The organism is Sporosarcina thermotolerans (genome assembly GCF_042658975.1).
Taxonomy (GTDB): domain Bacteria; phylum Bacillota; class Bacilli; order Bacillales_A; family Planococcaceae; genus Sporosarcina; species Sporosarcina thermotolerans.
On sequence record NZ_JBHSRM010000003.1, the window covers coordinates 139429 to 153199 of the forward strand.

At 45.9% G+C, this 13771-nt stretch carries 11 protein-coding genes; 1 reads left to right on the forward strand and 10 read right to left on the reverse strand.

Features of this window, described 5'->3' with window-relative positions; all coding sequences use genetic code 11:
• Positions 1 to 315: 315 nt before the first annotated feature.
• Positions 316 to 1494 (forward strand): IS256 family transposase, encoded by a 1179-nt coding sequence (locus tag ACFPZG_RS03595; protein ID WP_317940583.1) that lies wholly within the window; start codon positions 316 to 318, stop codon positions 1492 to 1494.
• 274 nt (positions 1495 to 1768) lie between these two features.
• Here ACFPZG_RS03595 and ACFPZG_RS03600 read toward each other — a convergent pair whose 3' ends face one another.
• The 10 genes from ACFPZG_RS03600 to ilvB form a co-directional block, all read right to left on the reverse strand.
• The gene (locus ACFPZG_RS03600; RefSeq protein WP_283732725.1) at positions 1769 to 1885 is read right to left on the reverse strand and encodes a YhfH family protein; all 117 of its coding nucleotides are present in this window, start codon (positions 1883 to 1885) and stop codon (positions 1769 to 1771) included.
• Between the two features lie 15 nt (positions 1886 to 1900).
• On the reverse strand, positions 1901 to 3511 hold the full coding sequence (gene aceB, locus ACFPZG_RS03605) for a malate synthase A (RefSeq protein WP_317940582.1): 1611 nt from the start codon (positions 3509 to 3511) through the stop codon (positions 1901 to 1903).
• An 11-nt stretch (positions 3512 to 3522) separates the two neighbouring features.
• Positions 3523 to 4803 carry an isocitrate lyase gene (gene aceA, locus ACFPZG_RS03610; RefSeq protein WP_317940581.1) on the reverse strand — a complete coding sequence of 427 codons (1281 nt, stop codon included), beginning with the start codon at positions 4801 to 4803 and terminating at the stop codon, positions 3523 to 3525.
• Between the two features lie 417 nt (positions 4804 to 5220).
• Positions 5221 to 5805 carry a 3-isopropylmalate dehydratase small subunit gene (gene leuD / locus ACFPZG_RS03615; RefSeq protein WP_317940580.1) on the reverse strand — a complete coding sequence of 195 codons (585 nt, stop codon included), beginning with the start codon at positions 5803 to 5805 and terminating at the stop codon, positions 5221 to 5223.
• Positions 5806 to 5820: 15 nt separating this feature from the next.
• Complete coding sequence (gene leuC, locus ACFPZG_RS03620; RefSeq protein WP_317940579.1) at positions 5821 to 7230, reverse strand: 3-isopropylmalate dehydratase large subunit; 1410 nt, start codon at positions 7228 to 7230, stop codon at positions 5821 to 5823.
• A gap of 203 nt (positions 7231 to 7433) precedes the next feature.
• The gene (gene leuB / locus ACFPZG_RS03625; RefSeq protein ID WP_283732726.1) at positions 7434 to 8534 is read right to left on the reverse strand and encodes a 3-isopropylmalate dehydrogenase; all 1101 of its coding nucleotides are present in this window, start codon (positions 8532 to 8534) and stop codon (positions 7434 to 7436) included.
• Positions 8535 to 8861: 327 nt separating this feature from the next.
• On the reverse strand, positions 8862 to 10412 hold the full coding sequence (locus tag ACFPZG_RS03630) for a 2-isopropylmalate synthase (RefSeq protein WP_317940578.1): 1551 nt from the start codon (positions 10410 to 10412) through the stop codon (positions 8862 to 8864).
• Positions 10399 to 11433, reverse strand: a complete 1035-nt coding sequence (ilvC, locus tag ACFPZG_RS03635) for a ketol-acid reductoisomerase (RefSeq protein ID WP_317940577.1) — start codon at positions 11431 to 11433, stop codon at positions 10399 to 10401. The genes ACFPZG_RS03630 and ilvC overlap by 14 nt, the downstream gene beginning before the upstream one ends.
• Positions 11434 to 11482: 49 nt before the next feature.
• Entirely contained in the window at positions 11483 to 11998 is a 516-nt protein-coding gene (ilvN, locus tag ACFPZG_RS03640; protein ID WP_283732727.1) for an acetolactate synthase small subunit, read from the reverse strand.
• Positions 11995 to 13719: an acetolactate synthase large subunit gene (gene ilvB, locus ACFPZG_RS03645; RefSeq protein ID WP_283734690.1), complete on the reverse strand. Its 1725-nt coding sequence runs from the start codon at positions 13717 to 13719 to the stop codon at positions 11995 to 11997. Before ilvB ends, ilvN begins: the two co-directional genes overlap by 4 nt.
• Positions 13720 to 13771 lie beyond the last annotated feature (52 nt).

Consider the following 13771-nt stretch of genomic DNA (forward strand, 5'->3'; position numbering starts at 1 on the left):
TTCATTCATTCGCTATATGGTCGTCAGTACCCTCTTATTATAGACTTAAATAGTGGATCCATGATGGATTAATGGAACCTGATTGCGGAATAATGGGCCTTGCAGATGGAACAATGGACCCTGGACGAGATTAATGGACCTTGTACACGGAACAATGGACCCTAAACGAGATTAATGGACCTTGAACACGGAACAATGGACCCTGTGTACCTCAAAAGCGATTAAGTCCATATAATTGTGTAAATAGGAAAAGGCCTTTTCCATCCCTTGTGATAAAATGTTTTCAACCACGATAAACATTTGGAGGAATGGAAAATGGCCCAACTTAATTTTAACCTAGATATGGATATTTTAAAAGACTCTGTAATGAATTCAAACATTGATGCTGTCGTCAAATCCACAATCGTTCTCGTTCTGAATGAATACATGGAAATGGAGCGGGATGAGTACTTAAAGGCGGCTTCCTATGAGCGTTCCGTCGACCGTATTGACTATCGTAACGGATACTACGAACGAGATTTAACCATGAGTATCGGAAAAATCACATTGAAGGTCCCCCGCACACGCCAAGGTGATTTCGCTCCTTCCGTTTTTGAAAGATACGCAAGATGCGACCAGGCACTTGTCCTCTCTATGCTTGAGATGGTAGTGAATGGCGTATCGACACGTAAGGTCACAAAGGTTGTGGAACAGTTATGTGGTAAGAGTGTTTCAAAATCATTCGTCTCATCCTTGACGGCGAAGTTAGATCCTATTGTCAACGAATGGGCTAACCGACCTTTGAATACAAGCTACTTTCCTTATTTATTTGTGGACGCCATGTACATTAAAGTAAGGGAGTACAATCGTGTGGTTTCTAAAGCTGTCTACCTCGCCCTTGGAGTTGATAAAGAGGGTCGTCGAGAAATTCTTGGTTTGAAAGTGGATCATAATGAAAGTTTCAAGAGTTGGTCTGCTTTTTTCCAACACCTTATTTCAAGAGGTCTTCAATCACCTAAACTGGTCGTTTCCGATGCACATGAAGGTCTTAAAAAGGCAATTCAACAAGATTTCGTGGGTACTTCTTGGCAGCGATGCAATGTTCATTTCAAACGCAATATTGTCGAAGCCTTTCCAAAGAAGGACAACCAGGAAGCGATTAGCCTCCTAAAAAGCATATTTGCCGCAGAAGATATGGATACTGTACGGAATCTGAAAGGGCTTTTCTTTGAAAAGTACGAAGGCAACTCCAAGTACCAAAAGGCATTGGGAATTCTCGATGAGGGCTTCGAGGATTCTATTCAATATATCAACTTTCCGATTGCCCATCGTAAGTCTATTAGAAGCACAAACGGTGTCGAGAGGTTAAACGAGGAGATTCGCAGGAGAGAACGTGTAATTCGGATCTTTCCCAACACCCAATCCGCTTTCAGATTAATTGGCGCCGTGCTCATCAGTTATGTGGATGGAAACAAATACTGGAATAAAAGATTGTTTACAGATAAAAAGTCGTAAGACTTAATTGATCGTCATGCAACTTGACATGGAGCCTCTGCGGGCATGAGTCCAAAGCCAGGAAATCCAGCCGATGGGGCTGGCTTTTCCCGCCAAGGCTATCATGCCCGCCTCTCCAAGTAAAGTTGCGAGCAGTTAGATTGTAGGCGTATCCAGTATTACCTAATATATTTTGTTGAAAGAAATCCATGAAAACATTAAAAGGGAATTTACACAAGATTAAGGACTTGACTTCAAAAGCCCGTTTCCATGTACAACGGGAACGGGCTTCTTATCATTCTAGATACTTGCCGATGCAACGCTCACATTCATATAGTAGAGACTCCACTTGCTCTACAATTTCACACCCACATTCCACACAGGTCTTTGCTGACTTTGTTTGAGTTTCCATATTGAATCCCTCCTTTTAATGTAAAATCCCATATCCCGGAAGCGTCAAAAACTCTTCGAACTCCTCTTGCAACGTCAACTTAACAAACAACTCGCTCGCTTCTTTATACTTTCCAAAGCGAAATTCCTTTTCCCCAATCGACGCTTTCAACTTACTCATTTCCTCTTCAAAAACTTCATGGAATAAATCAACAGTGATTTCCCTTCCATCTTCAAGCTTCCCTTCTGGATGGCGAATCCATTGCCAAACTTGGGAACGAGAAATTTCAGCGGTTGCAGCATCCTCCATCAGATGATTGATTGGTACAGCGCCATTTCCGTTCAACCAAGATGCAATATATTGAACGCCGACACTGCAATTCATCCGCAATCCATCCTCTGTAATCGTCCCCGTCGGCACTTCAAGCAGATCTGCAGCCGTCACTTTAACGTCCTCACGCTTCCGATGCACCTGATTCGGCCCTTCCATTTGCTTGTCGAATTCCTTCATCGCAATAGCGACAAGTCCCGGGTGAGCAACCCACGTCCCATCATGTCCGTCCGTCACTTCCCAGCGTTTATCTTCTGCAACTTTCCTGAACGCTTCTTCATTCGCCTCAGGATTATTCCGAATCGGAATTTGTGCGGCCATCCCTCCAAGAGCAAAAGCATTGCGCTTATGGCATGTTTGGATGCAAAGCTGTGTATAAGCCCGCATGAATGGTGATGTCATCATCACTTGCCCTCGATCTGGCAGAATTACATCCAGCTCGTTCCGAAGTCTTTTAATGAAGCTAAAAATATAATCCCAGCGGCCACAATTCAGCCCCGCTGCATGATCCCGCAATTCATAAAGGATTTCATCCATTTCAAAAGCAGCGGTAATTGTTTCGATCAATACCGTTGCACGTATCGTCCCGACCGGAATTTCAAGCCTTTCCTGCGCGAAAAGGAATACTTCATTCCAAAACCTTGCCTCCAAATGGCTTTCAAGCTTCGGTAAATAAAAATACGGTGCCGTCCCTTTTGCGATTAACTCATTCGCATTATGAAAAAAGTAGAGTCCAAAATCGAAAAGCCCTCCTGCCATCGGTTCACCGTCGATTAAAAGATGCTTTTCATCCAAATGCAGTCCGCGCGTCCTAACGAGTAAAACAGCAGTCTCGTCATTCAATGAATAGGTCTTTCCATTCGACGGCTGTTCAAACTCAATTGTCCGCCTGACAGCATCTTTCAGATTGACTTGCCCATTGATCATATTCGACCAGGTCGGAGAAGTCGCATCCTCAAAGTCCGCCATGAAAGCTTTCGCCCCCGAATTTAGTGCATTGATGATCATTTTTCGATCCACTGGTCCTGTAATTTCGACCCGCCGATCCTGCAAATCATGGGGGATCGGTGCAACACTCCAATCCCCCTCCCGGATATGCTTCGTTTCCTCAAGGTAATCAAGCTTCTGTCCTTCATTAAGGAGCTGTTGGCGTTGTTTCCGTTTATCCAACAGTTCCTTTCGTCTTCCATTGAACGTATCATGCAGACTATATAGGAATTCCAACGCTTCCGGAGTCAGGATTTCTTCCGTCCAAGCAGTCATTTCACCGACAACATCGATATTGAAACGTACTTTTTTAGAAGCCAGTTCGACCATCCTTTCGCTAATTAAATAAACTGCGCTTTCTCAGTTGAACCCTTCATGGCAGTTGTAGAAGAAGTGCCACCTGAAATGACTTGAGCCACTTCGTCGAAATACCCTGTACCGACTTCACGCTGATGGCGGGTCGCTGTGTACCCTTTCGATTCATTCGCAAATTCCGCTTCCTGCAACTTCGAGTACGCCGCCATTCCGTGGTCTTTATATCTATGCGCCAACTCGAACATGCTATGGTTCAATGAATGGAAGCCTGCGAGTGTGACGAATTGGAATTTGTACCCCATCTTGCCTAATTCACGCTGGAACTTTTCAATTGTTTCTTCATTGAGATTCGCCTTCCAGTTAAATGAAGGGGAGCAATTATAAGCAAGCATCTTCCCTGGAAATTTCTCATGGATCGCATCCGCAAACCGCTTAGCTTCTTGGAGATCAGGAGTGGATGTTTCACACCAGATGAGATCGGCATATGGCGCATAGGCAAGGCCCCGAGCAATTGCCTGATCGATACCAGCTTTCGTCCGGAAAAATCCTTCCGGAGTGCGTTCCCCTGTGATGAATGTATGATCTCGTTCGTCAATATCACTTGTAATCAAGTCCGCAGCATCCGCATCAGTACGTGCAATGATGACTGTCGATACACCTAACACATCCGCAGCAAGCCTCGCGGATATCAAATTTCGGACAGCATTTTGCGTAGGAAGCAACACCTTCCCACCAAGATGACCACATTTCTTTTCCGAAGCAAGCTGATCTTCAAAATGAACACCAGCCGCCCCCGCCTCAATCATCGCCTTCATTAATTCGAACACATTCAACGGACCGCCGAATCCGGCTTCCGCATCCGCCACAATCGGTGCAAACCAATCAAATCCGTCTTCTCTACCCTCAACATGATCGATTTGATCAGCACGTTGCAGCGCCTGATTGATGCGCTTCACAACATTCGGCACACTATTTACCGGGTAAAGGCTCTGATCGGGATACATATGGCCCGCCATATTAGCATCCGCAGCCACTTGCCAACCGCTTAAGTAAATTGCCTGAAGACCAGCCTTCACCTGCTGGACAGCCTGATTCCCCGTCAATGCGCCCAACGCATTAATGAAATCCTCTTCATGCAGTGATTTCCAAAGCCGTTCCGCACCTTTTTTCGCCAATGTCTGTTCAATTTGAACTGAACCACGGAGCTTCACAACCTCTTCCCCACTATAGCCCCGTTCAATTCCCGCCCATCTGCCATCCTCACGCCAGCTATTCTCCAACTGCTTTACCTGTTCAATACGATTCATGAATCCATTCCACACCTTTCAGTGATTTACGTTGTATTCTGTTATATAGTAATGTATTTCACGTTCGATTGTTGTGGTACAGTAGGAAAGTAACAAATCAGGCTGTGAAAATGCCCTAATGGTTATAGAAGGTGAAAGTTAGGGCAGGGTACGGGCAAATAGGGGGTCTATGGGAAGTCGGAGGCGTTCTATGGGAAGTCCGCCGTGTTCTATGGGAAGTCAATCGTGTTCTACGGGAAGTCCGCCGTGTTCTATGGGAAGTCAATCGTGTTCTACGGGAAGTCGGTAGCGTTCTACGGGAAGTCCGCCGTGTTCTATGGGAAGTCGGAGGCGTTCTATGGGAAGTCCACCGTATAAGCACAAATAAAAAAACTGTAAACAAAATCATCCCTCCCGATTTTGTTTACAGTCTTATGATCAAGCATGCTTTTTTTCATACTCCGAAATTTGTTCTTCGTATTGGAAGGTCAAAGCGATTTCATCCCAGCCGTTCAACAACATTTGCTTATAGTATGGATCGATATCAAACGTATAGGCTTTCCCGTCTTCACCTGTAACAGTTTGCTGCTCAAGATTAATTTCCAAAGCATATGGCTTGGATTTTCCTTTTGTTAACAACTCTTCGATTTCATCCACCTTAAGTCGGATTGGAAGTAAACCGTTTTTAAAGCAGTTATTATGGAAAATATCCGCGAATGACGGTGCAATGACAACTTCGAATCCATAGTCTAAAATAGCCCACGGCGCGTGCTCTCTTGAAGAACCGCAGCCAAAATTCTCTTGGGCAACGAGGATTTTTGAGCCCTTGAAACGTTCATCGTTTAAAACGAAATCTTTATTTTCCGTGCCATCCGCGTTAATTCTCCAATGATAAAAAAGGTATTTTCCGAAGCCGGTCCGTTCAATCCGTTTAAGGAATTCCTTTGAAATGATCTGGTCGGTATCGACATTTTTCCGGTCAAGTGGAGTCATGACGCTTTGCACTTCATTAATCGGTTCCATGAAATCATCCTTTCTTTATGCGTGAGCAAGTTTCATCGTACGCACGTCCGTGAAATGACCTGTAATTGCGGCAGCGGCTGCCATAGCTGGGCTCATCAAATGTGTTCTTGATCCCGCACCTTGCCTGCCTTCAAAATTACGATTCGACGTCGATGCACATCTCTCGCCTGCTGGAACGACATCATCATTCATAGCAAGACACATGCTGCAGCCTGATTCGCGCCATTCAAAGCCTGCTTCAAGGAATACTTTATCCAAACCTTCCTCTTCCGCCTGCCTTTTCACTGTTCGGGAACCTGGAACGACGATTGCCGTGACATCCGGATGCACTTTTTGTCCCGCAATCACTTCTGCCGCATTCCGCAAATCGCTTAATCTGGCATTTGTGCAAGACCCGATGAATACATGCTGTACTGCAATTAAAGATAGCGGCGTCCCCTGTTCAAGCCCCATGTAGGTAAGCGCTTTTTTCAAAGCCTCTTTATCGGATTCATTCACGAAATCCGCTACTGTCGGAACAGTTGCGCTGATTCCCGATCCCATGGAAGGATTCGTTCCCCACGTGACAAACGGCTCGATTTCTTCAGCATTCACTTCAAGGACAGTATCATAAACTGCTCCTTCATCCGTTGCCAAAGCGAACCATTTTTCCGTTGCCTCCTCAAACGCCTCACCTTCGGGGACATGTCGGCGGCCTCGTAAATAGTCGATCGTCGTTTCATCCGGGCTGATCAAGCCCGCTTTTGCCCCAGCTTCGATGGACATATTGCAAATGGTCATCCGTTCTTCCATCGACATTGCACGAATCGCTTCACCTGTGTATTCGACGATATGTCCTGTACCGACGTCGATTCCAAATTTCGCGATGATTGCAAGGATGACGTCCTTCGCGGTAACGCCATAACCTAACTTTCCATTAATGTGGATTTCCATCGTTTTCGGTTTTGATTGCCATAACGTCTGTGTCGAAAGGACATGTTCAACTTCACTCGTACCGATACCGAACGCGATTGCACCGAATGCCCCATGCGTTGACGTATGGCTATCCCCGCAGACAATTGTCTTGCCGGGCTGCGTTAATCCAAGCTCTGGGCCGATAATATGAACGATTCCCTGATCTGGATGCTCCATATCCGCAAGTGGAATGCCGAATTCTGTACAGTTCTTTTCCAAAGTTGTAATCTGCTTTTTCGCGATTGGGTCGTTGATAGTCGGTAAGTTTCGGGTCGGCACATTATGATCCATCGTTGCGAAACATAGATCGGGACGACGCACTTTCCGGCCCGCAATCCGCAACCCTTCAAATGCCTGAGGAGAAGTCACTTCATGCAATAAATGAAGGTCGATGTAGAGCAAATCCGGCTTCCCCTGTTCTTCATAGACAATATGCTGATCCCAAATCTTTTCAATAATTGTTTTGGCCATTGCGCTTCTCCTTCCCTTCCAATCAATTACGCCTTGGCGTAATTGCGTCCAGATTTTTATCGAACTTGCTCGATAAACTCCTTCAAAAATCTGTGACATCCGCCGGAGGCTATTTTATTCTGCCGTGTTTTAAATCCCAACTATGCCATAAATATTTCTACATGTTTCCATTCACTTATGTGAAGAATTCCGGCTGAATAAAATTAAACGTAAGAAAACATAATGCTATTGGAAACGAACTGAAGGTCCAGTTCATTAATCACCTTATCCGTCCATTCTTTCGTCGAATGAAACCGGTCAAGTTCGCCCTTCAAATCCGCTGTGAAATGTCCTTCTTCAAACACTGTGTTAACCGCTTTTTCAATCGCTGCCGCTTCCGTCTCCATGCCGAATGAGTAGCGAAGCATCATCGCAGCAGACAAAATTGCAGCAACTGGATTCGCAACTCCTTTTCCGGCTACATCCGGAGCAGATCCATGTACCGGCTCGTATAGACCAAAACCGTCGGAACGGACACTTGCGGATGGCAATAAACCAAGTGATCCCGTAATAACGGATGCTTCATCACTTAAAATATCACCAAACATATTTTCAGTGACGACTACATCGAAAGCAGCTGGATTTGTAATTAATTTCATCGCTGCCGAATCGACTAATTGATGCTCGACTTCGATGTCCGGATAACTTTTTCGTTTTTCCTCGACGACTTCCCGCCAAAGCTTACTGGATTGAAGTACATTCGCCTTATCAACGGATGTCACTTTTCCTTTCCGCAAGCGGGCAAGTTCAAACGCTTTATCGACGATCCGCTCGATTTCCTCACGTGTATAGACGAGTGTATCGACTGCGGTCGATTCGGTTTTCCGACTCGGTTGCCCAAAATAAAGGCCTCCTGTCAACTCTCGGACGATTACCATGTCAACGTCACGAACGACTTCTTCTTTTAAAGGTGAAGCATGCAGCAAGGAAGGGACAGCCTTCACGGGCCTTAGGTTTGCGAATAAATCAAAATGCTTTCGGATAGCAAGCAGTCCTTTTTCAGGTCGCAAATCAGATGGATTTTGGTCCCATTTAGGTCCCCCGACTGCCCCTAAGAGGACTGCATCACTTGATTCGCAGAGAGCAATCGTCTCTTCAGGAAGTGGATTGTTGAACTTATCAATCGCTTCCCCACCTATAGAACCGTAGTTGAAATGGAATGTATGATTAAACCTTCTCGCAACCACCTCGAGTACTCGCACTGCAGCTTCAGTCACTTCTGGTCCAATTCCATCACCTTGTAATACAGCCACTCTTTTTTCCATAGCAATTCTCCCCTTTGTTGTCATTAACTTACAAAATATTCAGTCTCAAAAACGTATAAAATACTGTTGATTTTCGCTTCAGGCGGACGCTTTCCGCGGGCATGGCTTCAGCCTCCTCGTCGCTACGCTCCTGCGGGGTCTTCAGCTCATGCTATTCCCGCTGGAGTCGCCGCCTTACGCTTCAATCAACGGAAATTAGTAGTTGGTAGAAACAATTACTCATAAATCTCTGCAGAAACGCATAAAACGGCGGAATTAATTATAAATCCTAAAACTTACGCATAAAGCCACTCAATCACGCATAAATTCCCACAATCACTCATAAACTCACTGCCCAACCATTTCCTTCACCTTCAACAACGCCTGATCCTTCACTAACTTTCTATTAATAGCATTCAAGTATGCTTTAGCCGACGCTTCCAACACGTCCTGCGAAATATCGCGCCCTGTATACGTTTCTCCGTTAAATCGTAGATTAACGACTGCCTCCCCGAGGGCATCACGTCCTTTGCCGATAGATGTGACGCGGTAATCCAATATATTGACATGCCCTTTCACAAGCAGTTCCAATGCATTGAAGATTGCTTCGACGGAACCAGCACCAGTAGTTGCAACGACGACGTTTTCTCCGGAAGGTACGTCTGCCGCGACAGTTGCTGTCGGTACATTCGAAGTTCCGTATTGCACTTGCACATTCGTCAATTCGTAGATGGATGCGTCCGCACTTTCGATTTGCTTTCCAGTGAAGAGGACGAATAGATCATCTTCTGTAATTTCCTTTTTGCGATCTGCTAACTTCTTAAACTCCGCAAAGGCTTCATTCAACTGCTGATCGTTCAACTCAAAGCCCATCGTTATTGCCCGATCCTTGAATGCATGGCGTCCCGAATGTTTGCCAAGCGCAAGAGGTGCCGTCGTTTCTCCAATCAATTCCGGAGTGATGATTTCATAAGTCTCCCGATTTTTCAGCATGCCGTCCTGATGGATTCCGGATTCATGGGCAAAGGCATTTTTCCCGACAACTGCTTTATTCGGTTGGATGACGACGCCTGTCAATTGGCTAACCAACTGGCTTGTGCGTTTGATTTCCTGAAGATTGATGTTAGTTTCAAAACCATAGATATCTTTCCGAATATGAAGTGCTACAGCGATTTCTTCGAGTGCTGCATTTCCAGCCCGTTCACCGATCCCGTTAATCGTACCTTCAACTTGGTCTGCGCCGTTTTCAATTGCCGCAATTGAGTTTGCAACTGCCATTCCCAAATCATTATGACAATGCGCGGATAGCTTCACTCGATCAATTCCAATCACATTCTCCTTCAAAAATTTGAATAAAGCACCGTATTCCTGAGGTGTTGCGTAACCGACTGTGTCAGGAATATTGATCGTCGTTGCACCGGCCTTGATCACTTGATTGATAATACGGACCAAGAATTCCGGGTCTGAACGGAATGCGTCTTCTGCTGACCATTGAACGAGTGGAAAGTATTTTTTCGCATATTTAACGGCTTCTACCGCAATATCGACAACCTGATCGGGAGTCTTTTTCAATTTGTAGTCCATATGAATCGGCGATGTTGCCAAGAAGACATGAAGATGAGGTTGTTCTCCTCCTTTAAGCGCTTCCCATGATGTGTCGATATCACTTTTCATTGCTCGTGCAAGGCCTGTTACCGTCGAGTTCTTCACTGTATTCGCGATTCGTTGCACCGCCTCGAAATCACCAGGTGAAGAAGCAGGGAATCCCGCTTCTATCACCGTCGCGCCAAACCGTTCAAGTTGACGGGCGATTTCCATCTTTTCAGCCGTGTTCAAATTGATGCCGGCTGACTGTTCACCATCACGTAGCGTCGTATCAAAGATGTCAATTCTGCGCACTGCCCACCACTTCTTTCTGTTTGGATTTTGCACCTTCATTCACAAACGGCATCATTGCGCGAAGTTTTGCTCCAACTTCTTCGATTTGATGTTTCGCTTCCGACTCTTCATATGCATTGAAATTCGGACGACCGTTTTCATTTTCTTCAATCCATCCTTTTGCGAATTTGCCTTCCTGGATATCTGTCAAAATTTCTTTCATGCGCGCTTTCGTGTCCGCATCGACAACCCGTGGACCCGATACAAAATCTCCCCACTCAGCCGTATCCGAAATCGAATAGCGCATTCCGGACATTCCGCCTTCATACATCAAATCTACGATCAGTTTCAATTCATGCATTGTTTCGAAATAGGCAAGTTCAGGCTGATAGCCAGCTTCTACCAATGTTTCGAAGCCTGCTTTAACGAGGGAAGTCAAGCCACCGCAAAGTACCGCTTGCTCTCCGAATAGATCTGTTTCAGTTTCTTCTTTGAATGAAGTTTCAAGAACTCCGGCACGTGCAGCCCCGATTCCTTTAGCATAAGCAAGAGCAACATCCTTCGCTTGACCGGAAACGTCTTGATGAACAGCGAATAATGCTGGTACACCAGCGCCCGCTTCATACGTTCTGCGCACAAGATGCCCCGGTCCTTTCGGTGCGACCAAGAATACGTCGACATCTGCTGGCGGCACGATTTGATTGAAATGAACGTTAAATCCATGCGCGAATACGAGGGATTTACCTGCTGTTAGTGCTGGTTCGATTTCTTCTTCATATACTTTTTTCTGTCTTTCATCTGGGAGCAAAACCATGATGATGTCTGCTTGTTCAGCTGCTTCGCGAACTGTTTTCACTTCAAGTCCATCTTCTTTTGCTTGATCGAAAGATTTCCCCGGGCGAACACCGACGACTACGTTGAATCCTGAGTCTTTCAGGTTTTGTGCATGTGCGTGGCCTTGTGAACCGTATCCGACCACCGCGATTGTCTTTCCTTGTAATAGTCCTTCATTGATATCCTGGTTGTAATACATTTTAGCCATTGTAAATTCCTCCTTGGTTTTTTGGTTTTTCGGGTTTTATTTTTATGTTTTATTTCAAAATCGATAACTGCGGTGAGTTCACCTTCTGAATCTCTCGAGTGAACGCTGTTGCGCCGGTCCTTGCTAACTCCTTGATTCCATAAGGTTTCACCAGATCAATGAAAGCTTCAATCTTCTCAGGTGCGCCGGTCACTTGATACGTGACAACATTCTTCCCAGAATCAATCACCGTCGCCCGGAACGGCTCGATAATACTATTGATTTCACTACGTGCATGTGGCGGGGAAACAACTTTCACCAAAGCGAGTTCACGCATCACAATTGCCTTCTCAGTTATATCATTTACTTTAAGCACATCAATCTGCTTCTGAAGTTGCTTTACCAACTGTTCGATTTTCTGTTCATCTTCCACATGCACGATGAATGTCATTTTCGACATTCCGGGCTGTTCAGTGTGTCCGACGGTAATGCTTTCGATATTGAATTGCCGCTTCATCAGCAATCCCGTCACCCGGTTTAACACTCCGCTTTGATTGATAGCCGTAACTGTTATGACTCTTCTCATGCACGTTTCACCCCAATCATTTCATTTAGACCTTTTCCTGGCGCCACCATCGGGTAGACGTTTTCGAGCATTTTCACTCGGCAATCGATAAGAACTGGTTCATCCGATAAAAGGGCTTCCTCAAAAATCTTTTCAGCATCCTCTTTCTTTGAAACCCGATATCCCTTGATGTCATAGGCTTCGGCAAGCTTGACGAAATCCGGTTGGACGGGGATCAATGACTGTGAGTAGCGTTCATCGTAAAATGTCTGCTGCCACTGACGCACCATTCCGAGCGCCCCGTTGTTCAAGATGACGACTTTCACGGGAATCCTCAACTCTTGTAGAAGCGATAATTCTTGTGCTGTCATTTGGAATCCGCCGTCTCCGACAATAGCAACGACCCGCGCTTCCGGTTTCGCAATTTGCGCACCAATAGCTGCCGGGAAGCCGAATCCCATCGTTCCAAGACCTCCGGATGTTACCCAATGATCCGGGTTGTTCAATGAATAATATTGGGCCGCCCACATTTGATGCTGTCCGACGTCTGTCGTGACAATTGCATTTCCTTTCGTGATGCGGTGAATCATTTGAATTGCCTCTTGCGGAAGCAGTTCGTGTTCATCCAAGTTGTACCATAACGGACCTTCTTCAGTGAGCCCGTTTAAGTAGTTCAACCACTCCGCAGTATCCGGAGCTTCGAACTCCTGATTGAGCAGTGCCTTCAAAGCTTCTTTCGAGTCTGCCACAATCGGGATTTCTGTTGGGACGTTCTTGCCGATCTCGGCAGGATCAATGTCGATATGAATCACTTTTGCATTTGGTGCGAACGTTTTAAGATTGCCAGTTAGTCGATCATCGAATCGCGCGCCGATATTCAGAAGCACATCACATTCGCTAATCGCCATATTCGCGGTATACGTCCCATGCATACCGGCCATGCCAAGGAACAGTTCGTGGTCTCCCGCGATTCCGCCTAATCCTAACAATGTGTTCGTAACTGGAATGCGGTTCTTCTCCAATAGTGTCTTCAATTCTTCCATCGCCTGGCCGTGTAAGACTCCGGCCCCTGCGAGGATAAGTGGTTTTTTAGCAACAGCGATTGCTTCCGCTGCCTTCTGTATTTGTAAGTAATTCGGAGTTGTTGTTGGCTGGTAGCCTGGTAGATTTACTTCGGCATTCCGATCCTCGGCAGTTACGAACATCGCAGTTGAAATGTCTTTCGGAATATCAACTAAGACTGGACCACGGCGACCTGTTGAAGCAATATGGAATGCCTCCTTAATGATCCTTGGCAAGTCCTCCACATTCTGCACTTGGTAGTTATGCTTCGTGATCGGTTGGGTAATGCCAACGATATCCGCTTCTTGGAATGCATCTGTACCGATGACCGTGCTTGCCACCTGCCCTGTGAAAACGACGAGTGGCAATGAATCCATCATTGCATCAGTGATTCCAGTCACAAGATTCGTCGCGCCCGGGCCCGATGTCGCAATGACGACTCCCGGTTTTCCAGATACTCGTGCATACCCTTCGGCCGCATGGATGGCTCCCTGTTCATGACGGGCAAGCACATGTGGAATCGGATCCTTATATAATGCGTCGTATATTGGTAGGACAGCACCCCCGGGGTAACCGAAAATGACTTCGACACCCTGACCCTTCAACCCTTGAATCAAGACGGCTGACCCATCCATCGGTTGAATCCCTTGTTGCTCCACAGGCTCCGGCTCCATCTCCATAACTGCTTGCTTGATTTGTACTTCCGTCTGAACTTCCGCACTCATTAACAAA

Excerpts from the sequence above, each read along its gene's own strand:
- leuC (WP_317940579.1), bottom strand. The coding sequence starts at position 7,230 with ATGGCCAAAACAATTATTGAAAAGATTTGGGATCAGCATATTGTCTAT.
- leuD (WP_317940580.1), bottom strand. The coding sequence starts at position 5,805 with ATGGAACCGATTAATGAAGTGCAAAGCGTCATGACTCCACTTGACCGG.
- leuB (WP_283732726.1), bottom strand. The coding sequence starts at position 8,534 with ATGGAAAAAAGAGTGGCTGTATTACAAGGTGATGGAATTGGACCAGAA.
- ilvB (WP_283734690.1), bottom strand. The coding sequence starts at position 13,719 with ATGGAGATGGAGCCGGAGCCTGTGGAGCAACAAGGGATTCAACCGATG.
- aceA (WP_317940581.1), bottom strand. The coding sequence starts at position 4,803 with ATGAATCGTATTGAACAGGTAAAGCAGTTGGAGAATAGCTGGCGTGAG.
- aceB (WP_317940582.1), bottom strand. The coding sequence starts at position 3,511 with ATGGTCGAACTGGCTTCTAAAAAAGTACGTTTCAATATCGATGTTGTC.
- ilvN (WP_283732727.1), bottom strand. The coding sequence starts at position 11,998 with ATGAGAAGAGTCATAACAGTTACGGCTATCAATCAAAGCGGAGTGTTA.
- ACFPZG_RS03595 (WP_317940583.1), top strand. The coding sequence starts at position 316 with ATGGCCCAACTTAATTTTAACCTAGATATGGATATTTTAAAAGACTCT.
- ACFPZG_RS03600 (WP_283732725.1), bottom strand. The coding sequence starts at position 1,885 with ATGGAAACTCAAACAAAGTCAGCAAAGACCTGTGTGGAATGTGGGTGT.
- ilvC (WP_317940577.1), bottom strand. The coding sequence starts at position 11,433 with ATGGCTAAAATGTATTACAACCAGGATATCAATGAAGGACTATTACAA.